At 64.2% G+C, this 21,955-nt stretch carries 17 protein-coding genes; 5 read left to right on the top strand and 12 right to left on the bottom strand.

Annotated elements, in window-relative coordinates; genetic code table 11:
- Positions 1-166: 166 nt before the first annotated feature.
- The 5 genes from rpsA to hisG all read right to left on the bottom strand — a co-directional run bounded on the left by rpsA (position 167) and on the right by hisG (position 5,772).
- Entirely contained in the window at positions 167-1,828 is a 1,662-nt protein-coding gene (gene rpsA, locus AC6RV7_RS11530) for a 30S ribosomal protein S1 (protein WP_500094125.1), read from the bottom strand.
- A gap of 211 nt (positions 1,829-2,039) precedes the next feature.
- A complete protein-coding gene (locus AC6RV7_RS11525; RefSeq protein WP_500094124.1) occupies positions 2,040-2,552 on the bottom strand; it encodes a hypothetical protein in 513 nt (170 codons plus the stop codon).
- A 180-nt stretch (positions 2,553-2,732) separates the two neighbouring features.
- On the bottom strand, positions 2,733-3,737 hold the full coding sequence (locus AC6RV7_RS11520) for an agmatine deiminase family protein (protein ID WP_500094204.1): 1,005 nt from the start codon (positions 3,735-3,737) through the stop codon (positions 2,733-2,735).
- Between the two features lie 202 nt (positions 3,738-3,939).
- A complete protein-coding gene (locus tag AC6RV7_RS11515; protein ID WP_500094123.1) occupies positions 3,940-4,824 on the bottom strand; it encodes a carbon-nitrogen hydrolase in 885 nt (294 codons plus the stop codon).
- Positions 4,825-4,911: 87 nt separating this feature from the next.
- On the bottom strand, positions 4,912-5,772 hold the full coding sequence (hisG, locus tag AC6RV7_RS11510; protein WP_500094203.1) for an ATP phosphoribosyltransferase: 861 nt from the start codon (positions 5,770-5,772) through the stop codon (positions 4,912-4,914).
- Between the two features lie 161 nt (positions 5,773-5,933).
- On the opposite strand from hisG, the gene AC6RV7_RS11505 reads away from it, so the two are divergent.
- Positions 5,934-6,686: a response regulator transcription factor gene (locus tag AC6RV7_RS11505; protein ID WP_500094122.1), complete on the top strand. Its 753-nt coding sequence runs from the start codon at positions 5,934-5,936 to the stop codon at positions 6,684-6,686.
- An 80-nt stretch (positions 6,687-6,766) separates the two neighbouring features.
- Here AC6RV7_RS11505 and AC6RV7_RS11500 read toward each other — a convergent pair whose 3' ends face one another.
- The 5 genes from AC6RV7_RS11500 to pilM are packed head-to-tail and all read right to left on the bottom strand — an operon-like array spanning position 6,767 to position 13,004.
- Positions 6,767-7,720, bottom strand: a complete 954-nt coding sequence (locus AC6RV7_RS11500) for a 5'-3' exonuclease (RefSeq protein ID WP_500094121.1) — start codon at positions 7,718-7,720, stop codon at positions 6,767-6,769.
- Between the two features lie 59 nt (positions 7,721-7,779).
- The gene (locus tag AC6RV7_RS11495; RefSeq protein ID WP_500094120.1) at positions 7,780-9,690 is read right to left on the bottom strand and encodes a type II secretion system protein GspD; all 1,911 of its coding nucleotides are present in this window, start codon (positions 9,688-9,690) and stop codon (positions 7,780-7,782) included.
- Positions 9,691-9,695: 5 nt separating this feature from the next.
- Positions 9,696-10,511, bottom strand: coding sequence for a hypothetical protein (locus AC6RV7_RS11490; RefSeq protein ID WP_500094119.1), 816 nt, complete (start codon positions 10,509-10,511; stop codon positions 9,696-9,698).
- 10 nt (positions 10,512-10,521) lie between these two features.
- Positions 10,522-11,331 (bottom strand): hypothetical protein, encoded by an 810-nt coding sequence (locus AC6RV7_RS11485; RefSeq protein ID WP_500094118.1) that lies wholly within the window; start codon positions 11,329-11,331, stop codon positions 10,522-10,524.
- 11 nt (positions 11,332-11,342) lie between these two features.
- Entirely contained in the window at positions 11,343-13,004 is a 1,662-nt protein-coding gene (pilM, locus tag AC6RV7_RS11480; RefSeq protein ID WP_500094117.1) for a pilus assembly protein PilM, read from the bottom strand.
- 316 nt (positions 13,005-13,320) lie between these two features.
- On the opposite strand from pilM, the gene AC6RV7_RS11475 reads away from it, so the two are divergent.
- The 4 genes from AC6RV7_RS11475 (at position 13,321) to AC6RV7_RS11460 (ending at position 17,492) form a co-directional block, all read left to right on the top strand.
- Positions 13,321-13,824: an NUDIX hydrolase gene (locus AC6RV7_RS11475; protein ID WP_500094116.1), complete on the top strand. Its 504-nt coding sequence runs from the start codon at positions 13,321-13,323 to the stop codon at positions 13,822-13,824.
- A gap of 144 nt (positions 13,825-13,968) precedes the next feature.
- Positions 13,969-15,066 carry a pyruvate dehydrogenase (acetyl-transferring) E1 component subunit alpha gene (pdhA, locus tag AC6RV7_RS11470; RefSeq protein ID WP_500094115.1) on the top strand — a complete coding sequence of 366 codons (1,098 nt, stop codon included), beginning with the start codon at positions 13,969-13,971 and terminating at the stop codon, positions 15,064-15,066.
- 57 nt (positions 15,067-15,123) lie between these two features.
- Positions 15,124-16,101 carry an alpha-ketoacid dehydrogenase subunit beta gene (locus AC6RV7_RS11465; protein ID WP_500094114.1) on the top strand — a complete coding sequence of 326 codons (978 nt, stop codon included), beginning with the start codon at positions 15,124-15,126 and terminating at the stop codon, positions 16,099-16,101.
- Positions 16,102-16,151: 50 nt separating this feature from the next.
- Positions 16,152-17,492: a pyruvate dehydrogenase complex dihydrolipoamide acetyltransferase gene (locus tag AC6RV7_RS11460; RefSeq protein WP_500094113.1), complete on the top strand. Its 1,341-nt coding sequence runs from the start codon at positions 16,152-16,154 to the stop codon at positions 17,490-17,492.
- 70 nt (positions 17,493-17,562) lie between these two features.
- Here the strand turns inward: AC6RV7_RS11460 and AC6RV7_RS11455 are convergent, their stop codons facing one another.
- Both AC6RV7_RS11455 and AC6RV7_RS11450 read right to left on the bottom strand, forming a co-directional pair.
- Entirely contained in the window at positions 17,563-20,706 is a 3,144-nt protein-coding gene (locus tag AC6RV7_RS11455; RefSeq protein ID WP_500094112.1) for an efflux RND transporter permease subunit, read from the bottom strand.
- Positions 20,703-21,800 (bottom strand): efflux RND transporter periplasmic adaptor subunit, encoded by a 1,098-nt coding sequence (locus tag AC6RV7_RS11450; protein WP_500094111.1) that lies wholly within the window; start codon positions 21,798-21,800, stop codon positions 20,703-20,705. Before AC6RV7_RS11450 ends, AC6RV7_RS11455 begins: the two co-directional genes overlap by 4 nt.
- Positions 21,801-21,955: the final 155 nt, after the last annotated feature.

The following is a 21,955-nucleotide window of genomic DNA, read 5'->3' as shown; positions in this document are numbered from 1 at the left end:
AAAGGAATTCGATTGGGACGCTAATCGCCGCCGGTGTGAAGCGGGAATTTCCATCGACCGAAATTTGCCGCAGCGTGCAGCGAAGAACTTGCGCAAAAAAAAGCCGCCCGGAGTTTTCCGGGCGGCTTTGAAGTTTGGAGAGAAAGGATCGCGAGCGCGGGGCTCGTTATTCCTTCTTCGACGCCTCGTCGAGGATGTCGCCGAGGTTCATCATGTCCGTGCCGGCGCTGCTGCGGTTGAGCGCCTCGTAAGCGGAGGTCTCCGCCGCGAGCTGCTCCGCCGAGTAGTTGGCCGCCTTGATCGACAGGCCGAGACGGCGCTCTTCGCGATCGATCTTGATCACGCGCGCGGTCACTTCCTGGCCGGGCTTGAGGACGTCCTTCACCTTGTCGATGCGCTCCTCGCTGATCTGCGAGATGTGCACGAGACCGTCGATGCCGTCCTTCAGCTCCACGAAGGCGCCGAACGAGGTGATCTTGGTGACGGTGCCCTTCACGACGTCGCCGATGCGGAAGAACGAATCGATGTCCGACCACGGATCCGTCTGGAGCTGCTTCATGCCGAGACTGATGCGCTGCTGCTGCGGATCGACGTCGAGCACGATCGCGTCGACTTCGTCGCCCTTCTTGAGGACTTCCGACGGGTGGTTGACCTTGCGGGTCCAGCTCATGTCGGAGACGTGGACCATGCCGTCGATACCTTCCTCGAGCTCGATGAACGCGCCGTAGGTCGTCATGTTGCGGACCTTGCCGCGGACGCGGGCGCCGATCGGGTAGTTGTGGCGAACCATATCCCACGGATTCGGCTCCAGCTGGCGGAGGCCGAGCGAGATCTTCTGCTCTTCCTTCTGGATACCGAGGACGACCGCGTCCAATTCCTGGCCGACCTTGAGGAGTTCGGAGGGCTTGGTGATGCGCTTCGTCCAGGACATCTCGGTGATGTGCACGAGACCTTCGACGCCGGGCTCGATCTCAACGAACGCGCCGTAAGGCACGAGGTTGACGACCTTGCCGTGGACCTTGGCGCCGACGGGGAACTTGCGGTCGATTTCGTCCCACGGATTCTTCGTGGTCTGCTTCAGGCCGAGCGAAACGCGTTCCTTCTCGCGGTTCACTTCGATGATCATGACCTGAACTTCCTCGCCCTGCTTGAGCATTTCGCTCGGGTGCGAGATGCGGCCCCACGACATATCCGTAATGTGGAGCAGGCCGTCCATGCCATCGAGATCGATGAACGCACCGAAGTCGGTGATGTTCTTGACCACGCCCTTGCGGATCTGGCCGGGCTGGATCGACTCGAGGAGGTTGCGGCGCTTCGTGGTGCGCTGCTCTTCGATGAGCTCGCGGCGCGAGAGAACGATGTTCTTCCGCTCGAGATTGATTTTGAGAACCTTGAAATCGTAGGTCTGGCCGACGTATTGATCGAGGTTCTTGGGCGGCTGCACGTCGATGTGCGAGGCCGGCATGAACGCGTCGACGCCGATCGAGACGATGAGGCCGCCCTTGACCTTGGCCTTGACGCGGCCGGTGGCGACGGAGCCCTCGGGGAACTTGGTGAGGATGTTGTCCCAGTTCTTCTTCTGCTCGGCGAGGTCGAAGGAGAGCACGGGCGCGCCATCCTTACCTTCGAGCTTCTGCACGAGGACCTCAATCGTGGAGCCGATCTGCAGCTCGCCGATGTCGATGAACTCGTTCGCGGGGATCAGGCCTTCGGATTTACCGCCGATGTCGACGACAACTTCGTTCTGGCGGATTTCGGTGATGACGCCCGGGACAATCGAGCCTTCCTTCAACTTGTCGAAGGACGACTGCGCGAGCAGTTCTTGCATGACTGAACTCATATGACGGAGCCCGCGAACCGACACCTGCTCCAGAGCATCCGTCCACCGGCTGGAGGCCACCGCTAAGCGGTAACCGTGGGTTGACTGTTAACTGACATGAGGCCGACGGGAGCACGCGGCGACGTCGACCTGACCGATGTACTTGCCGCGAACGATCACGGTCTCGGAACCGAGAAATCGCCGCAAGCCCCAATTTGGCTCATTTCACCGCCGGTTCGGAGAGGCGCACCGGCAGCGGTTCGGACGTGGGATCGATCCCCGTTTGCCCCAGCTCCGCGTCCAATCCCCCGAAAAATCCGGCATAAAGCGCATGCTGCCGCAACGGGAGATCCGTCGCTCCCGCAAACGATTCGCTCTCCTCCTGCTCGCGCAAGACGACCGCCACCTGCGTCAGTCCGGGATCGAGCGTTTCGATTTTCACGTCGATCGAGTTCTGTCGCGCTTTCCCAAAGGCGTCGCCCGGCCGCAGCGCGCTGTGCGCCTTGATCACTCCTTGCGCCGCGCCGGAACGTGAAACGGTGAAACCGATCCGCTTCGATGCGCGCAGCGCGGCGTCGAACACTGCGCGTTGCTCCGCCTGATAAACGCGCAGCTGCGGCTGCGGCGCCTCGAAGCGCTCGCGCACGCGCGTCGGAACGCTTTCACAACCGGAAAGCCCGAGAGAACTCAGGACGACGACAAGGGCAACGAGAGCGCGGAGGGAGTGGGTCATTGCGGCGAAGAACGGGCTGTGCCTACCAGCTTTGGCTTCGCGAACGAAGCGAAATGGTCGAGGCCCCAAAAGAGTTCAAAACGGTGGCCCGACGTCCTCGTCGGGCTGAGCGCGTTTCGAAACGCTGGCAAACACCCCGGCGCGGACGTCGGGCTCCACCTTGCGCGGGCGACGGCTCCTTTACGCAGGCTGCTGCTGCGACAGGCAGTGCAGCGTGCCGAGGCCCCAGATGATGTCGTAGCAATCGATCGGCACGATCTCGCGATCCGGGAAACAGGCGCGCAGCACTTCGTTCGCCTCCGCATCGCGCTTCGGCTGGCGGAAATTCGGCACGAGCACCGCGCCATTGATCACGAGAAAATTCGCGTAGCTCGCCGGCACGCGCTGGCCGCGAAACGCGAAGGGCTTCGGCATCGGCAGCGTGAGGATGTCGAATGGCTTTCCCTTCGGCGTGCGGAAGCTTTTCAGGCGCTCGAGGTTCTCCGCGAGGATCTTGTGATTCGGGTCGCGGCGGTTCGTCTCGACGCAGGTCACAAAACCGTCCGCCTTGTAGAAACGCGTGATGTCGTCGATGTGGCCATCCGTATCGTCGCCGAGGATACCGTCGCCGACCCAGAGGATCGTCTTCACGCCGAGGTAATCCTTCAGGTTGCGCTCGATCTCCTCGCGCGTGAGGTGCGGATTGCGGTTCTCGTTCAGCAAGCACTGCTCGCTCGTGAGCAGCAGGCCGCGGCCGTTGACGTCGATCGAGCCGCCCTCGAGCACCATGTCGTTGACGAAGCGGCGGAGCTTCAGCTTCCGCGCGATGCTCGGGGGGATCTCGTTATCGAGATCGTAGGGCGGATATTTGTCGCCCCACGCGTTGTAAGCCCAATCGGTGATGGCGACCTCGCCGGTCTTGTCGTTCTTGACGAAGATCGGGCCGTGGTCGCGGCACCACGCGTCGTTGGTCGGATGATCGTAGAACGTCACCTGCGCCAGATCCGCTCCGGCCTTCGCGCAGAGGCGCTGCGCGCGCGGCTGGAGCGTCGCGGCACAGTTGATGCGCACCTTTTCGAAGCGGCTGATCGCGGCGACAAACGTCGCGAAGGCCGCCGGCACGGGGCGGAACTGGCCGGGCCACGAGGCGCGATTATGGGGCCACGAAAGCCATACGGCTTCCTGCGGCTCCCACTCGGCCGGCATGCGGAAGCCCAGCGCCTTCGGCGTCGGGTTTTCGCGGTTTCGCGTTTTGGTTTTCGAGTTGGGAGTTTTGGCCACGGTGCGCGCCGGGTTGTAGCGAAAGCCCTGAGACTTTCGGAAAAGTTGAAGCTGAAGCCGTGAGGCTTTCGAGGAGGATGACGTTGCGCGCGAAACGCTCACGCGTTCCGCCACGAGGGAGGTTTGCTCAGTCGATGAACCGCTTGGTGAGGTTCTCGTAGGCGTCGATACGGCGGTCGCGCAGGAACGGCCAGTGCGTGCGCGTGACGTCGACCTTGCCGAGCTCGACGGGCACGATGATGATCTCTTCCCGGTCGACGCTCGCCTTCGCGAGGATCTGGCCGCTGGTGCCGGCGACGAAACTCTGGCCCCAGAATTCGATGCCCGCCCCGCCCACCTTTTCGATGACTTCGGTGCCGATGCGATTCACGGCCGCGACGTAGCAGCCGTTGGCCACGGCGTGGCTGCGCTGGATGGTTTCCCACGCGCCGTGCTGGTTCACGCCGTATTCTTCCTTCTCGCCCGGATGCCAGCCGATCGCGGTCGGATAAAACAGGATTTCGGCGCCCTGCATCGCCGTGAGCCGCGCGCCTTCCGGATACCATTGGTCCCAGCAGACGAGCACGCCGATGCGGCCGAATTTCGTGTCCCACGCGCGGAAACCCGTATCTCCCGGCGTAAAATAGAACTTTTCGTAGTAAAGCGGGTCGTCCGGAATGTGCATTTTCCGGTAAACGCCGAGCAGCTTGCCGTCGGCATCGATGATCGCCGCCGTGTTGTGATACAGGCCGGACGCACGTTTCTCGAAGAGCGAGGCGATGATCACGACGCCGTGTTTCTTGGCGATCTTTTGGAACGCCTGCGTGCTGGGGCCGGGGATCGGCTCCGCGAGCTTGAAGTTCTCGTGATCCTCGCTCTGGCAGAAATATTGCGAACGAAACAGCTCCTGCGTGCAGATGATGTTGGCGCCCTGCTTCGCCGCTTTTTCGGCGAGCGCGAGGGTTTTCTTGAGATTCTCCGCCGGCTTTCCGGAGCAGGCGTGTTGCAGGAGACCGAGCTTGACTGTGGACATGACGTGAAGGTTGGCCGCAAGCGGCGCGTTAAAGGGTTCGGGAACGGCGACGCGGACGACAACGCCGCGCGCCACGGCGCAACGGAATCAATAAACCACTTTGTTCAACGGATATTCGACAATCCCTTCGGCGCCCTGCGCCTTCAACTCGGGGATGATCTCGCGCGCGACGCTCTCGTCGATGATGGTCTCGAGCGCCACCCAATCGCTGTTGCTCAGCTGCGAGATCGTGGGATTGCGCAGCGCCGGCAGCGCTTTCACCACGGCCTCGAGCGCGGCCTTCGGAAGATTCATCTTCAAACCGACCTTGCTTCCCGCTTCGAGCGCACCGCGCAGGAGCAGCGCGATCGTCTCGATCTTCTTCCGCTTCTCGGGATTCGACCAGCTGGCCTTGTTGGCGATGAACTTCGTGTTCGTCTCGAGCAGCGTATCCACAATCCGGAGCTTGTTCGCGCGCAGCGAACTGCCGGTCTCGGTGATGTCGACGATCGCGTCGACGAGATCGGGGACCTTCACCTCCGTCGCGCCCCACGAAAATTCCACGTCGGCTGCGATGCCTTTGTTCGCAAAATAGCGCTTCACCGTCCCGACCAGCTCCGTCGCCACGCGCTTGCCCGCGAGCTGTTCCGGTTTCGTGATGTCGGAGGCTTCGGGGACACACAGCACCCAGCGGGATTTCACCACCGACGCGCGGCTGTAGATCAGGTCGCACACCTCGATGACGTCGGAACCGTTTTCCTGGATCCAGTCGTAGCCGGTCAGACCGCAGTCGAAGAAGCCGTGCTCGACGTAACGGCTCACCTCCTGCGCGCGAACGAAGCGGCCATCGAGCTCCGGGTCGTCGATCGACGGCTTGTAGGAGCGCGAGCTGGTGGTGATTTTCCAGCCGGCTTTGGCGAACAGGTTCTTGGTGGATTCCTCGAGACTGCCTTTCGGCAGGCCGAGCATCAGGAGCGGTTTGCGAGCGGACACGCGGCAAACCTCACCAGGCACCCGCCTCCTTCAAGAAAATTCTCGAATAGTGCCCGCGCCGCGTTCTCGATGGCGGCATTCGCTTTTGACAAAATCCCCACCCGTTTTAAATAGCCCACCTACTTCGCGGTCACCTCATGCGCGCTGAACCCAAACCGCTCGTCGTCGTCGTCGAAGACGAAGTCGAACTCGCCAACCTCATCGCCGCTCATCTGGAACGCGCCGGAATGCAGACCCAGATCTGCAATCGCACCGCGCACGCCATGCGGTTTCTCAAGCACAATTTCGCGAACCTGCTGCTCCTCGACATCAGCCTGCCCGACGGCAGCGGCTTCAGTTTACTGGAGGAACTGAAAGCGGCCGATATCAGCGTGCCGGTGATTTTTCTCACCGGCGAGGATCAGGAAACCACGAAGATCCGCGGTCTCGATATGGGCGGGGACGACTACATCACGAAGCCGTTCAGCTACGCCGAGCTCACCGCCCGCATTCGCGCCGTGCTCCGTCGCGCCGAATCGAAGTCGGACCTCAATCTCACCAAGAACGTGCGCGTTGGCGATCAGCCCTTCGATTTCTGCGGCGCGAAGATCATTCCCGACCGCCTCGAGATTTCGTTTCCCGACGGCACGATTCAAAAACTCGGCCGCAAGGAGCTCGGCATTCTCGCGTTTCTCAACGCCAACCAGGGTTCGGTGATCACGCGCAAGGCGCTGATTCATTCCGTCTGGGGCATCCACGCCGACGTCCGCAGCCGCTCGCTCGACCAATACGTCGTCAAGGTGCGCGAGCTCTTCAAGGAGCACGGCCTCGATCTCTCCAATTTCCGCACCGTCCACGGCATCGGCTACATCTTCGATCCCGCCGGCATCTCGAAGGAAGGCCGCGAATAACGCGTGAAGCCCGACGTCTCGTCGGGCTCGATTTGGCGGGAAACGTTGCCAATTCCGACGAGACGTCGGGCTCCCCTGGCTCAAAACAGTTCGCCTTGCGTTGCCTTCGTCGACGGCGGGGAAACGGATGACAGCCGCGTTGGCGAAGGGGCACTGATCGGTTCCGCGCTGTAACGTTTCCGCGCGTCGGCCGCGGTCGAGCGCATTTCGAATCCGTCGAGCAGCTTGAACAGTTCCTCCGGCTGTGGCGTGCGCCACTCCGGCTTCACCTCGGGCAGCGCGAGATTCAACGTCGTCAATTTCAGATTCACGCGCAGCCGCTCCGCCTGGGCGGCGATCGTTTCCCGGAAGCGATCCGGCTTCAATTCCGCGGCTTTCTCGATCACGCACTCGACGCTGCCTCCGCACTCGGCGAGCCACTTGGCGGCCGTCTTTGGGCCCACGCCTTCGATGCCGGGAATATTGTCCGACGTGTCGCCGACGAGCGCGAGGTAGTGCGCGATCTGCGCCGGCGGCACGCCGAACTTTTCCTGCACGCCGGCCGCATCGAGCAAACGCCAGCCGAGCTTCGGATTCGCCGAGGGCGGCGGCAGCATGATCTTGATGCGATCGCCGACGATCTGCGCGAAATCCTTGTCGCTGCTCACGATGATCACGTCCTGCCCCTGCGCGGCGAGTTTCACCGCCTCGGACGCGAGCAAGTCGTCGCTTTCGACGCCGTCCTGCTCGATACCGGCCAGACCCATCGCACGGGTGAGCGCCTTGATCGGCTCGATCTGCTGACGCAGCGGATCCGGCATCGGCTTCCGCTGTGCCTTGTAGTCCGCGAGCAGCGCGAGCCGGTCCTGCGATTCGCCCAGATCGAAAAACACGAGCGTCGCGTCCGGTTTTTCCTGATCGATCAATTTCCAGAGCGACTTCACCCAGCCGTGCAGCGCCCCGGTGGGAAAGCCATCCGCGCGCGTCAACTCCGGCAGCGCGTGAAAGCAGCGATAAGCCAGATTGAATCCGTCAACGAGCAGCCATTTCGCCATGGCTTCACGCAAGATCGAAACCGCCGCCGCGCAACCGAATTCCAGCCGACGCCCGGAGTTCAGCGGGCCGTCGCGATCGCTTCCGTTTCGAGCGCCGCCGGATCCGGCGACTCCGCCCGGCCGATCTGCAGCGTCTGGAACCGCGTCGGGGCGCCGGCCGCATCCACGAGATTCGCGGTTACGAAGATCAACAGATTTCGTTTCTGCGCGGTTTCTCCCTTCGATTGAAACAACCGTCCGAGGAGCGGAATGTCACCGAGGATCGGAACCTTGTCTTTCACCTGCTTCACCTCCTCGCGAGTGAGCCCGCCCATCACGAGCGTCGCGCCGTCCCAGATCGTCACCCGCGTGGAAATGTCGCGCACCGAGAAGATCGGCTGATAAAACCCCGACGGCACAGTCACCGTCGTGCTGCCTGAGATCGCGATGCTTGGCCCGCCGTATTCGACGAAGCCGTCGAACTCCGTGACGGTGGGATTCAGATCGAGACTGATGCTGCGATCGTCCTCCTCGACCGTGGGCGTGACTTTCAACTCCACACCGACGTTGCGCGCGGTGAATTCCTGCGGCGTCCCGGCCGTGATTGCCACGCCCGCCGAACCGCCCCCACTGGCGTTGCCCGTTCCGACCTGGCTTTGCGTCTGCCCGAAGCTCTGCGGATAACGCATCTCCTGCGCGACCGTGATCGTGGCCGGGTTGCCGGACAACACGGTCACCTTCGGCGCACTCAACAGATCCGTCCCCTGCTGCTGCGACAGCGCGCGCACGACGGCGTTGACGTCGAACTCGCCGACCACTCCCGCAATCGTGGCAAGCGGACCCGCGCCGGAAGCCAGATCGGCGGAACCGGGAATCCGCGGCGACGGATTGAGGATGGGCAGGTCGATTTCCTGCTGCAGCGTTTCCTCGCCCTCCTCCTGGCTGCCGTTGCCGTTGCGATCGTTGAACACCGAAGGCCGCACGATGCGGCCCTGCTGATTCGATCCGAAGCTCCCGAACGCACTCGCGAGCGAGCGTCCGCCGGTGGCATACGTCGCCTGGGCGCCCGCGCTGCGCTGCGTCGGTTTCGTCGTGAGATTCCAGTTCACCCCGAGCTCCTCCAGCGCGCCTTCCTGCACTTCGAGAAACTTCGCCTCGATCTCCACCTGCCGGACATCCCGGTAACGCGTCATGATGTTTCGGATACGCTCGTTGTTGCGCGGCGTCTGCGTCACGATCAGCGCCGAGCCGTCGTAAGCGAGACTCGCCCCGGCGACGCCCTGAAAATCGACGCCGGCCTGCTGGAGAAACGTGCGGATCGCGGGGCCTTCGGTGCCGGTGAGCGGTCCGGATTCCCGGTTCGTTCGCGCCGAGGAATACGGATCCGGGGCCGCACCTGGGGGCGGCGCGACGCCCGCGCCTCCCATCATCCGCAGCACGGTGGCGCGCGCGACCGGAAAGAACGCCGTTTCGAGCGCCGCAGGCTGATCGCCGGGGCGCACCACCACCGCGTCCGCCTGCACTTCATACTGGTAGCCCACCGCCTCGGTCGCGAAATCGAGCGCCCGTTTGAGCGAGGTGTTGCGCAAGGTAAGCGTGACCTGCGGCGCGCGGGCGGCCGGATCGATCAGCACGATGTTCACCCCTTTCGCGCCGATCCCGGTCTGATCGTAGTCTTCCGAGATCGCGCCGAGCGCCGCCACCACGTGTCCGATTTCCGCGCGCGTAAAACTGATCGATGGCAGCATGATCTCGTCCAGCTTCCTCGCCAGCGGTGGCACGGACGCACTAGCCGGGACCGCTGCCAGCGTCATTCCCGCGTTCGGTCGCGCCCAACTGCGCCCCACCTCACGCAACAGCTCCGTGCGCGTCTGCTCGCGCGGCGTGATTGGCGGTTTCGCCGGATCCGCCGCGGAGGCCGAGGGCAATCGCGCAACGCAAAGCAGACAAACTCCGGCAAACGTAAGCAGACGGCAGATCGATCGGTTCATGAGCTTTAGCTGGAAGGTGAATCGGGATTCGGCGCGCTCTGCGCGGTGCGCGCGGGCGTGAGCGTGATCGATGCGGGCGCGGCGTTTTCCGGCTCCGCGAACGTGACGGTGAGGGATGGCGGCGTGAGTTGGAGCCGTTCGACGCAGAGCGTGGCATCGCCGATCGTCAGCGTCTCGCCTTCGTGAACGGCGATCGCATCGTCCGCGTCCGCCTTGCGCACAAGCGCCACCAGTCGGCCGGTGAACGCGCGCTCTTTGGTGCTCAGCTCCAGGTGTTCGCCCCGAGGTGAAGCCTGCAACCGCGCCACCGCGTCCGTGCGGTGCACCACCACGTCTTCGATGAGCACGTCGACCACCCGCTGGCCGCGTCCGCCGAGCAACGTCGCCCCCGTCGCGAGGTCCTCAAACACTGCGATCCTCCGTTCCTCGCCGCCGATCACGCCGATCAACTGCAGCCGGTAAAGCTCCCGCTCCACCGCGATCAACTGCAGCCGTTCCGCACCCGCCGTAGCCGCCGCGCCGCGCTCCGTTGGCATCCGCGCGCCCCTCTCGAATTGGCCGGACGCCGGATCGAAATACACCTCCGGCGCCGTGAACAGATCCGATTCGACTTCGCTCGCCGTCGTCCGTTTCCGCTCCCAACGCGCGACCGCGCGGTTTTCGGCTGCCCACGAACGCGGAAGATAATCCGATCCTGTGAACGCCAGGGTCGACGCGGCGAGCGATGTGCTCCCTTCGCTTCGCCAACGCCACGCGAACCAAATCGTCGACACCGCCGCGATCAGGATTCCCATCCACAAGCTGGCGCGCGCGGTGGTCATGTTTGCGGCTTCACCGAGCGTCGGCCGCCTCGGCCGGAATCTCTCGAAAATCCAGCCACAGCTCGAAGCGCGATGGGGTGCGGGCGACCACCTTTCGTCGCGCGTCCGGATTTGGAACCGCGGAGTTCGTGTCGTCTGCGGCCGCAAGGGGCGTCACCGCGAGCGAACGGATGAACAACAGAACGTTCGAATCCGCGAGCGAGTTCAACGTTACCCGCAGCACCTCGGTCGTAGCGGAAAACCGCAGAACCAGCGTCGATCGATCAGGCGCCCGCGGGTCCTCGGCGACTCGCGTCAGCCCAAGAAACTCGCGCGGCTGTGCCTCGAGCAATCGGGTGAGCAGCGGCTCCAACGCCGCCCGCTCCTGCTCGCGCTGCCGCGCCTCCTCCGGCTCCAAGACCGCGTCGTTACCGGGCGAAAAATCGAATCGAGCGTCAGCCGGAACCGTGACGCCGCGCTGTGCCGCCAGCCGACGCAGCCGATCCTCAAAACCTGCGGCCGCAAAATAAGCGCGCGCCGAATCTGCAACCGATCCGGAAACATCTGCGGCGCGATCCGGCGAGGTCCAGGCGAAACGCGCGGCGAGGCTTGCCCGCGCGTGGCGCACGTCGGCGAGTTCGCTGTCGATCGCGGCGAGCGTAGCCGTGGTCGGCGCCGGTTGCATTCGACTCAGCCGCTCCGTCTCGCGCACAAGTTCCAGGCGCGCCGCCTGCATTTCTGCCAGACGCGCGAGCGCCGCGTGCAACCACCAGACTTCGATGGCGAGCACGAGCGCCACACCGCAGGCGGCTGCGCTCAGCATCGGATTGGTCTGCAGCATGCGCACGCGATCTAGAGCGGCGTTGCGGGGTTCAGCACCAGCACGAGGCTGAACCGCAGGATGCCGGGCTGCCGGTTGTCGAAGCGCTCGTTTTCGACGCCCACCACGAACTCCGAGGCGCCGAGCGCGGCGAGCAGTTGTTGCACGCGAACCTGTGCCGCCGCACTCACGCGGTGCGTGGGATGAGCACGATCGAGCATCCGGCCGTCGAGCGTGAAACGCACGGGACGGCTGGCCGCCGTCGGCTCCGTGACCGGCAACGCCTCCGCCGGCACGGGACCGAAACGGTCGATCCACACGTCGCCGACCTGCGCCAGCCGGCGTTCCAAATCCGCCAGCCACGCGATCCAGTTGGAGTGTGCCGCGAGCCGTTGCTGCCACTCCGTCAGCAGCGTCGCCTCGGCTTCGAGTCGTTCGGAGCTCCGGCGAATCTCCGGAACGAAGGCTCGCCGCGCGGAGACCTCGGATTGAAGCCGGGCGAGCGCAGCCGATTCGTGGCGGCTTTGTCCGCGATAGAAAACGACCGGCGGCAGCAGCGCGAGCGCAGTGAGCGCCGCGACACCGACGACCGTGCGCAGTCCCCGGGCTTGCGCCGCCGCGCGCTTGAGGTCCGACGGCAGCAGATTGGGCCGGCAGTCGCTGCGGTTTCCCGCCACCGCCAGCCCAACCAGCTCCGCCAGGCTCGCCGCCCGCCGCCGCGCCTCCGTTTGGATCGTATCCGAAACCTGAACACGGCGAAACGGCTCCAGCGGTCGTCCCGGCACCTGCAGCCTTTCCTCCAGTGCGGCCGGCAGACCGGCCAGCGATGCGGCGCCGCCGCAGTGAAAGAACGCGCGAGGTTGCCCCAGCTTCGCCTGCTGGCGGAGCGCGGCCACGGAGCGCACGACCTCGGCGCCGAGTTTTCCCGCAAACTCGGTCGTCGCCCGGCCGATCGTTTCGCGAACCGCATCCGCGCCGGACGAGCCATTCGCCGCCAGTTTCAGCGTCTCCGCCTCCGTGAAGGAAAGACCCAGCGCCTCCGCGATCGCCTGCGAGACGGCGTTACCGCCCAATCCGAATGCGCGCACCGCCCAGCGTTCACCCTCGACCAGCAGCAGCGTCGTCGAACGCGCACCCACGGAAACGATCGCGGTGCAGTCGGTCTGCTCGGGATGATTGAGGCGGAAACAATGCCACAAGGCGAAAGGCGCCGGAATCGCGGCCGCGATCCGACCGCAGCGCGAACCGGCCTCAAGCGGCGCGAGGGCGTCCCGCTTCGCGACCGCAAGGATCGCTTCGAGTTCGCCGTCGTGCTCCGTCACCGCGCCATAATCCCATACCACTTCGTCGAGCGGATACGGCGTATTTTGGGCGGCTTCGAACGCGAGGACGCGCGCCCGTTTGGACCGCGGCACCCGCGGGGTGGCGATGCGTTTCGTCAGGACCAGGTGCGCCGGCAGCGCAACGCGAAGATGGGACCGCGACGCGTCGGTCAAAGTCGACTGCCCGAACCACGCGGCGTATGTCGCTCGCGAGGCATCGTCTTTGTCAGGATCGGGATTTGTCGCCGCAAACTCCAGGGCGTCGAGGCGCAGCTCGCCGGAACGGGAGCGGGTGAATCTTCCGGCAGCAACGTGCGCCGCGCCGAGATCGGCGACGATCAGACCGGGGACGCGTGTGTGACGTTGCAGCATGGCGTCGCGTCAAGGAACCCGGCGCACACCCGAGGCTCGCGATTGGCGCGACCGGGCGGCGACGCGAGGTCCACCGCGGCGGCGATCGACCGGTTTCGCATTGACCTGACCGTCGACGTGGCACCATGCCTCGGCGCCAACCGTGGGTTTTTCCACTTCAAACCACCGCCGCCTGCCTGCCCTTCGCGTTGCGTCCCCGCTTTGCCAATGCGGGCGCGAACGGCCGACAATTATTGTTAGTCGGATGCGTTTCATGAAGTGGACGGCGCACCGTGGTGCAATCATCCTGCAACGTCACGCCGAAATTTAGATGCCGATGTCGACGCCGCTCTCCTACAAGATCGCCGTGCTGGTTTTCCTTGAGAACGCCTCAGGCGAACACCTGCTGCTTTTGCGCGCGAAGCCGCCGAATCTCGGCGTGTGGAGCCCGATCGGCGGGAAACTGGAAACGGCGATCGGCGAGTCGCCGTTCGAATGCGCGGTGCGCGAAACGCGGGAAGAAACGGGCTTCGAGATCTCCACGTCCGACCTGCACCTTTTCGCAATGATTGCGGAAAAGGCCTACGAGGGCAGTTCGCACTGGCTCATGTTTCTATTTCGCTGTCGCAAGCCGATCGCGACGCTGCCGGCCGATATGCATGAAGGTCGCTTTGGCTTCTTCAGCCGCGCGGCGATCGATCAACTCCCGATCCCAGAGACGGACCGCACGGCGTTGTGGCCCACGTATGATCGTTACCGCGACCGCTTCGTCGCGATGCGTGCGGATTGCGCTCCCGGCAAACCCGTGGTCGTGGACATCGAGGAGATCACGCCGTCATAAATCCACCGGTAAAACCCGCGCGCCGGTTTGCGAGGGGAAGCTCGCAGTGATCGTGTGTTGCGCGCGCCACGCGGGCCAATCCGCTCTTGATTTCTCCGGCGCGCGACGGACACTTTTTCGTTCAACCCAATCGTTTCCCTTTCCGTGAGCAAGAAACCGAGCACCACCGCCGAAACCAAGCCTGCCGAGAGCGCCAAACGCCCGGACTTCAGCCGCGCGCCGATCAACGCCTCGCTCAAGAACGAGGAAAAAATCGAGCTTTACCGGAAGATCGTGCGCATCCGCCGCTTCGAAGAACGCAGCCTTCGCGCCTACCAGGGCAAGAAGATCGGCGGCTTCCTCCACCTCTATATCGGCCAGGAAGCGGTAGCCGTCGGCTGCTGCTCGCTCATGGGTAAGGACGATCATGTCATCACCGCCTATCGTGACCACGGTCACGCGATCGCGGTCGGCATGGAAACGAAGCCGCTGATGGCCGAGCTCTACGGCAAGGTGACCGGTTGCTCGAAGGGCAAGGGCGGCTCGATGCATTACTTCGCGCCCGACAAGAATTACTGGGGTGGCCACGGCATCGTCGGCGGACAGATCCCGCTCGGCACCGGACTCGCCTACGCGATCAAATACAAGGGTTTGAAAGGCGCCGCGATGGCGTTCATGGGCGATGGCGCGGTGAATCAGGGCGCCGTGCACGAAGCCTACAACCTCGCTTCGCTCTGGAATCTGCCGGTCGTGTTCGTGATCGAAAATAACGGCTACTCCATGGGCACCAGCCAGGCGCGTTCCTCCGCCGGCGAACTCGCCGCGCGCGCGGCCGGTTACGACATGGAATGGGGCCAGTGCGAAGGCCACGACGTTTACGAGGTGCGCGCCACGATGGCCAAGTTCCTCACCCTCGCCCGCGAGAAATCCCGCCCGAGCACCGTCGAGATCGACACCTACCGTTACCGCGGCCACTCCGTCGCCGATCCGGACAACACTTATCGCAGCAAGACCGAGATCGAGGAATACCGCCGCACGAAGGATCCGATCCAGGTGCTCCAGACGCAGCTCGTCGCGGAAGGCGTGTTGAACGACGCGCTGATCGAGAAAATCGACCAGGAAGCGCGCGCCGAGGCCGACCTCGCCGCCGAGTTTGCGGAAGCGAGCCCCTTCCCGACAGTGGAGGACATTCAGAAGGACGTGTATTGGGAAGCCGACAATCCGTCGCAGCGGAAATCGGAAGGCCGCCTCTTCTTCGACTGAGTGGCCGCGCTGCGCACGAATCTCGAATTTCAAATCTCAGATCTGAGGTCCTTTAAAATGCCCGTCATCAATTACCGCGAAGCCGTTCGTCACGCCCTCTCCGAGGAACTCGAGCGCGACGCCAACGTTGTCGTCATCGGCGAGGAAGTCGCCCAGTTCAACGGCGCTTACAAGGTCACCGAAGGCCTTCTCGCCAAATTCGGCCCGCAGCGCATCGTGGATGCGCCGATCTCCGAGGCCGGCTTCATCGGCCTGGGCGTGGGCGCGTCCATGCTCGGCATCCGGCCCGTGATGGAGCTGATGTTCTGGTCCTTCTATTCGGTCGCCTTTGACCAGATTCTGAACAACGCCGCCAACGTCCGCTACATGTCCGGCGGCCTGATCAACTGCCCCATCGTCATCCGCGGCCCGGCCAACGGCGGCACGAACGTCGGCGCGACCCACTCGCACACGCCGGAAAACGTTCTCGCCAATCACCCGGGCGTGAAGGTCGTCGTCCCCGCCACGCCTTACGACGCGAAAGGCCTCCTCAAATCCGCCATCCGCGACAACGACCCGGTCATGTTCCTGGAGAACACGATGCTTTACGGCGAAAAGGGCGAGGTGCCTGAAGGCGAATACCTGATTCCGCTCGGCAAAGCCGACGTGAAACGCGAGGGCACCGATCTCACCATCGTGACCTACGGCCGCTCCGTCCTCCACTCGCTCAAGGCCGCCGAGCTCCTCGAGAAGGAACACGATATCTCCGCGGAAATCGTCGATCTGCGCACGATCCGTCCGCTCGATTTCGACACCGTGCGCGCCTCGGTCGCCAAGACCCACCGCGTTCTGATCGTCGAGGAGCAAAAGCCGTTCGCCAGCGTCGGCTCGCAGCTCGCGTTCATGATCCAGAAGGAAGCGTTCGACGAACTCGACGCCCCGATTCACCGCGTGACCACCGTCGACGCGCCGGCGATCTACAGCCCGCCGGTGGAAATCGAGCAGCTCCCGAATCCGTCCCGCGTCCTCAAGGCCGCGCTCGAACTCGCCGGCTGAACCGCCGCTCCGCTCCCCACCCTTCGTCCCAGTCCCTAGCTTTTCCCTCCATGGCCAACATCATCGAAATGCCGAAACTCAGCGACACCATGACGGTGGGCACGCTGGTCAAGTGGCTGAAAAAAGAAGGCGATGCCGTGAAGTCCGGCGACATGCTCGCTGAGGTCGAAACGGACAAGGCCACCATGGAGCTGGAGAGTTTCTTCGACGGCGCGCTGTTGAAGATCTTCGTCGCGGACGGCTCGCAGGTCGCGATCGGCGACCCGCTGTGCGCGATCGGCAAGCCCGGCGAAAAGGTCGACGCCCCCGCTCCGAAGGCCGCGCCGGCGCCGGCACAAAAGCCCTCGGACGAAACGAAGCCGAGCGACGCCGGCGCGTCCACGACTTCGAAGAACGAAGTGGAAGCCCGTCCGACCCAGGCCCCCGCCACCGCTCCCGCGAGCGCCGCACCGGCCCCGAGTCCGGCGCCCAGCCCGGCTCCCGCTCCGCAGGGCCGCGTCAAGATTTCTCCCCTCGCCCGGAAACTCGCCGCCGAAAAGAAAATCGACTACACCCTGGTCACCGGCAGCGGTCCCGGCGGCCGTATCGTTCGCGCGGATATCCTCGCCGCCGAAAAGAACCCGCCGGCGCCCCGGCCCGCCGCGGGCGCGTTCACCGGCGGCACGCCGAGCCGCACCGGCCCCATTCAAGAAGAGCGCACCACGCCGGTTTCCAACATGCGCGGCGCGATCGCCCGGCGGCTCGTCGAATCGAAGACGCAATATCCGCATTTCTACGTCGAGATCGAAATCGACGCCGCCCCGCTCCTCGCCCTGCGCGAACAGCTCAACTCCGGGCTCGAAAAGGAAGGCGTCAAACTCTCGGTCAACGACTTCATCCTCAAGGCGAGCGCCGAGGCGCTGCGGCGCGTGCCGCAGGTCAACGCCTCCTGGGAAACCGCCGCGTCCGGCCAGGGCCAGATCCGCTACTTCGGCGCCGCGCACGTTGCGTTCGCCGTCGCGATGGAAGACGGCCTGATCACGCCGGTCATCCGCGACGCGCACCAGAAGAGCGTTTTCCAAATCAGCACCGAGGCGAAGTCCCTCGGCAAGCTCGCCAAGGACAAGAAGCTCAAGCCCGACCAGTTCACCGGCGGCACTTTCTGCGTCTCGAACATGGGCATGATGGGCGTCGCCCGCTTCAGCGCGATCATCAACCCGCCGAACGCCGCGATCCTCGCCGTTGGCACCACCGTCAAAAAACCCATCGTCAAAAACGATCAGATCGTAATCGGCCAGACGATGGTGCTCACGCTTTCCTGCGATCACCGCGTCGTGGATGGCGCGGTCGGTGCGCAATACCTCGCGGCATTGAAGCAGATCCTCGAAGCGCCCGCGCTTCTGCTCGTCTGAGCCTGTCGCGTCCGCGCCCTTCCGATTCAGCGCCGGCTTTTCGCCGGCGCTTTCTTTTTATCCGGCCGGCTTACTTCGCCAGCGCGATCTCGGGCGTCGTCGTCGCCGTCTCACGCTCGATCTCCTGCGCCTTTTTCAAGCCATGCGCGCTGGAGTGGCCGGTGACGCGAACGCACAACCGATCGACGAGAATATAGAAGATCGGCACGACGAAGAGCGTGAGGAAGGTCGCGATGCTCAAGCCGCCGACGATCACGATGCCCATCGGATTGCGGCTTTCCGCGCCCGCGCCGCTCGCAAATGCGATCGGCACCGCGCCGAGCACCGTCGCGATCGCAGTCATCAGAATCGGCCGGAAGCGCAGAATCGCCGCCTCGCGCGCCGCCTCGAACGCCGACCGCCCTTCGAGCTGAAGCTGGTTCGCGAACTCCACGATCAAGATGCCGTTCTTCGCCACCAGGCCGATCAGCATGATCAACCCGAAGCGCGAATAGAGATTGTCCGTCATCGCCGGCCCGAAGAAGCGCGTGCAATACAGCACGATCACGCCGCCAGCGAGCGCGAGCACGATGCCGGTGAAAATCGTGATCGGGTGAATCCAGGATTCGAACTGCGCCGCGAGCACGAGAAACGTGAACACGAGCGCGAGCGTGAACAGCATCCACGTGTCGCTGGCGCTCTCGACGTATTCCCGCGTTTCCCCGTCCCACGCGTAGGTGTAGCCGGCGGGCAGGATGCGATCGGCTTCCGCTTTCAAAAAGTCCACTCCATCGCCGATCGTCGCGTTGCCCGAGAGCTGCGCGGAAATCGTGACCGCGCGCAACCGCGCGAAATGCGGATAATTCTCCGGCACCACGGCTTCGTTCGCCCGCACCAGATTCGTCAACTGGATCAGCTGCCCGGTGCTCGACTTCACGTAAACCCGGCTGAGGTCCGACGGCGTCATCCGATCCTGATCCGCCACCTGCACGATGACGTCGAACTCCTGATTGCCGCGTTGAAAGGTCGTCACCTGCTTGCCGCCGAACAGCGTCTCCAGCGTCGTCGCGATCGCGGAAACCGGCACGCTCAAATCCGCCGCTTTCGCGCGGTCGATGTGCACGTCGAGCTGCGGCTTGGTCGGCGACGGATCCAGCCGCGGCTGGAAAAACAGGTTCGTCTCCCGCATCGCCGCGAGCATCTGCTCGCCGAGCTGCTGGAGCTTGTCGAAATCGGATCCCTGCAGCACCAGTTGCACGCCCGAGCCGCCGCCGCGCTGGCCAAACGGACGCGGCGCGATCGGCACCGCCTGGCCACCCGTGATTTCGCTGCGGAATTTTTCGCGCAATTCGAGGATGACCTCCTGCGCCGTCCGCTCGCGTTCCTCCCACGGTTTCAAGGTCGCGTAGATGAACGCGCGATTGCTGTCGCCGCTGCGGCGGAAGGTGCGATCCATCTCCGGCACCGCGAGGATCATCTCCTCCATCTTGCCGGTGTAGTAATGGGAATACTGCGGCGTGGAGCCGACCGGAGCGATGAACTGCGCGCGAAACGAGCTGCGATCCTCGAGTGGCGTGAGCTCGCGCTGCAGCTGCGTATAAAGCAAGGGTCCCAGCAGCGCGATCGCGCCCGCGCCCAGCAGCACCCACGTCTTGTGCGCAAAGGCGGCGTCCAACCAGGATGAATACCAGCGGTTGATCGTCGCGAAAAACGGTTCCGTTTTCTCGTAGAGCCAGCCGTGCCGCCGCTCGCCATCGACCACCTTGGTCTTGAGCATCCGCGAGCTGAGCATCGGCGTGAGCGTCAGCGCCACGAACGCCGAAACCATCACGGCGATCGCCAGCGTGACGCCGAACTCGAAGAACAGCCGCCCGGTCTGGCCGGATTGAAACGCCACGGGCAGAAACACCGCCGCCAGCGTCAGCGTCGTCGCGATGATCGCAAACGCCACCTGCCGCGCGCCATGCACCGCCGCATAAATCGGCGACTCGCCGAGCTCGATGCGCCGGTAGATGTTTTCGAGCATCACGATCGCGTCGTCGACAACGAGGCCGACCGCGAGCACGAGCGCAAGCAGCGTCAGCACGTTCAGCGAAAAACCGAGCCAGCTCATCACCGCGAAGGAGCCGATCACCGACACCGGAATCGCGAGCAGCGGGATGAAGGTTGCGCGCCAGTCGCGGAGAAAAATGAAGATCATCAGGATCACGAGCCCCGCCGCTTCCCACAGCGTCTTGTAAACCTCGCCCACCGAGCGTTCGACGAACACCGAGCTGTCGAAGCCGACGTCGATGCTCACGCCTTGCGGCAGGTCGGACATGATGTTCGGCATCTGCCCCTTCACGCCTTCCGCCAGATCGAGCAGGTTCGATTGCGACTGCCGGTAAACCTGGATGCCGACGGTCGGCCGGCCGCGGAAAAAGCTTTCGCCGCGATAATCGTTCTTGCCCAACTCCACGCGCCCAATGTCGGAAAACTTCACCTGATAGCCGCCGCGCACCGCCAGCACGAGGTTCTCGAAATCCGGCACCTCCGTCATGTTGCCCTGCGTCCGCACCGTGAACTCCCGCGTCACGGATTCGATGCGTCCGCCGGGAATGTCGACGTTCTGCTGCGTCAGGGCTCGCTCGACGTCCGCGACGGTCAGCCCGTAGGCCGCCAGCCGGTCCGAATCGATCCACAGCCGCATCGCAAAACGCGGACCGCGGATCTGCACCGAGCCGACGCCTGGCACCGTCTGGATCCGCTGCACCACGAAACGCTCCGCGATATCGTAAAGCTCCTGACGCGAGTAGCGGTCGGAGTTGAGCGAAAAGCTCAGGATCGGATCCGCATCGGCTTCCGTTTTCGTGACCTGCGGCTCCAGCACCTCGTCCGGCAAACGCCCGCGCGCCCGGCTCACGCGATCGCGCACGTCGTTCGCGGCCTCGTTGACGTCGCGTTTCAACGTGAACTCGACGGTGATTTCCGAGCGTTCCTCGCGCGACACGGAGCGGATGACGCGGATCCCGTCGATCGACGAAATCTCCTTTTCGAGCGGCTCCGTGATCTTGGTTTCGATCACCTCGGCGGACGCGCCGGGATAGGACGTCTGCACCGAAACGATCGGCGAATCGATGTTCGGATACTCGCGCACGGCGAGCTGGCTGAACGACAGGCCGCCGATCAGCACGACCAAGATCGAGGCCACCAGGCACACGACCGGACGCCGGATGGAAACATCGGACAGGATCATGGCAGCGACGCGGTGCGCAGTTCCTTCACCTGCGGCTTCAGCTCGAGCTTGGTCCCGGGGTAAAGGATCAACGCGCCGACGCCGGAGGCCACCACTTGCGTCGCATCGGACAATTGCCCCTGCAACGGCTCGACCTCGACCACGCCCTTCGCGCGCAACCCGGTGCGAATCGGCACGAAGGCGGCGGTCGGCGGCGTCGTGCTTTCATTCACCGTCACGATCTGGGTGCCCGCCGTGGTCGTGAGAATCGCGCCTTCCGGAACCGTCAGCACGCCGCGCCGGACATCGAGCACGAGATCGACGTTGGTGAACATGCCGGGCTTCAGCCCCGAGTCCGCGGCGACGACGTAGCCTTTGACCGCGCTGGACCGCGTTTCCCGATCGACGACGGCCGAGACGAAATAGACCTCGCCGCTCAACGCCGCGTCCGCCGGCAGCGCCGACGAACGCAGCGCGAACTTCGTGCCTGGTCGCACCTTCGCCGCGAACCGTTCCGGCACCTGAAACTCGATCTTCAGCCGCGAGAGATCGTCGATCGTCGTGATCACGGACTGGGGATTGACGTAATCTCCGGGCGAAAGCGTGCGGGCGCCGAGCACGCCATCGAACGGCGCGCGCACTTCCGAGCGGTCGAGCCGCACGCGGATGAGTTCCCGCTCCGATTTGGCGGCGGCGAACTCGGAGCGCGCGCGGTCGACCTCCGCCAGACTGTTGCTCTGGGAAGCGCCGAGCAGCTCCGCGCGTTGCAGGTTCTGCTCCGCCAACTGGTAACGAGCGTCGCTTTGCGCGAACTGCGCCTTCAATTCGGCGTCGTCGATCTTCACCAGCAGATCGCCTTTGTTCACGCGCTGGCCCTCTTCGAAATGAATCTCGCGCACGAGGCCGGTCGTTTCCGGCCGGATCGTCGCCGCTTCGTTGGCCGCCACCGAACCGACGAGGCTCACGGTTTCTTCCAGATCCTGTCGCGACAACCGCGTCACCTCCACCGGTTGCAACTGGTCCGACATGCGCGCCACCGGCGCCTGCTTTTTGGCGCAGCCCGTCAGGGCGAAACCAACCGTCAACACGACCGAAACCAGTCTACCGGGAAACATGAAGGTGAAATGAAATGAGTTGCGCAGTCGCAATGGCCCGCCTGACGCAATGCAGCGATTAAGGATGCGGGCAGCTCGCGCCGTTGCCGCCGAAAGACGGTGCCTCGGCCGGACTGTTACCGTTTTTCGCCGGGCGTCAGGACCGGCGTCGGACA

The organism is Opitutus sp. sgz309028 (genome assembly GCF_059821195.1).
Note: the sequence above shows the minus strand (reverse complement) of the source record. Positions and strands in the feature narration are given on the sequence as shown.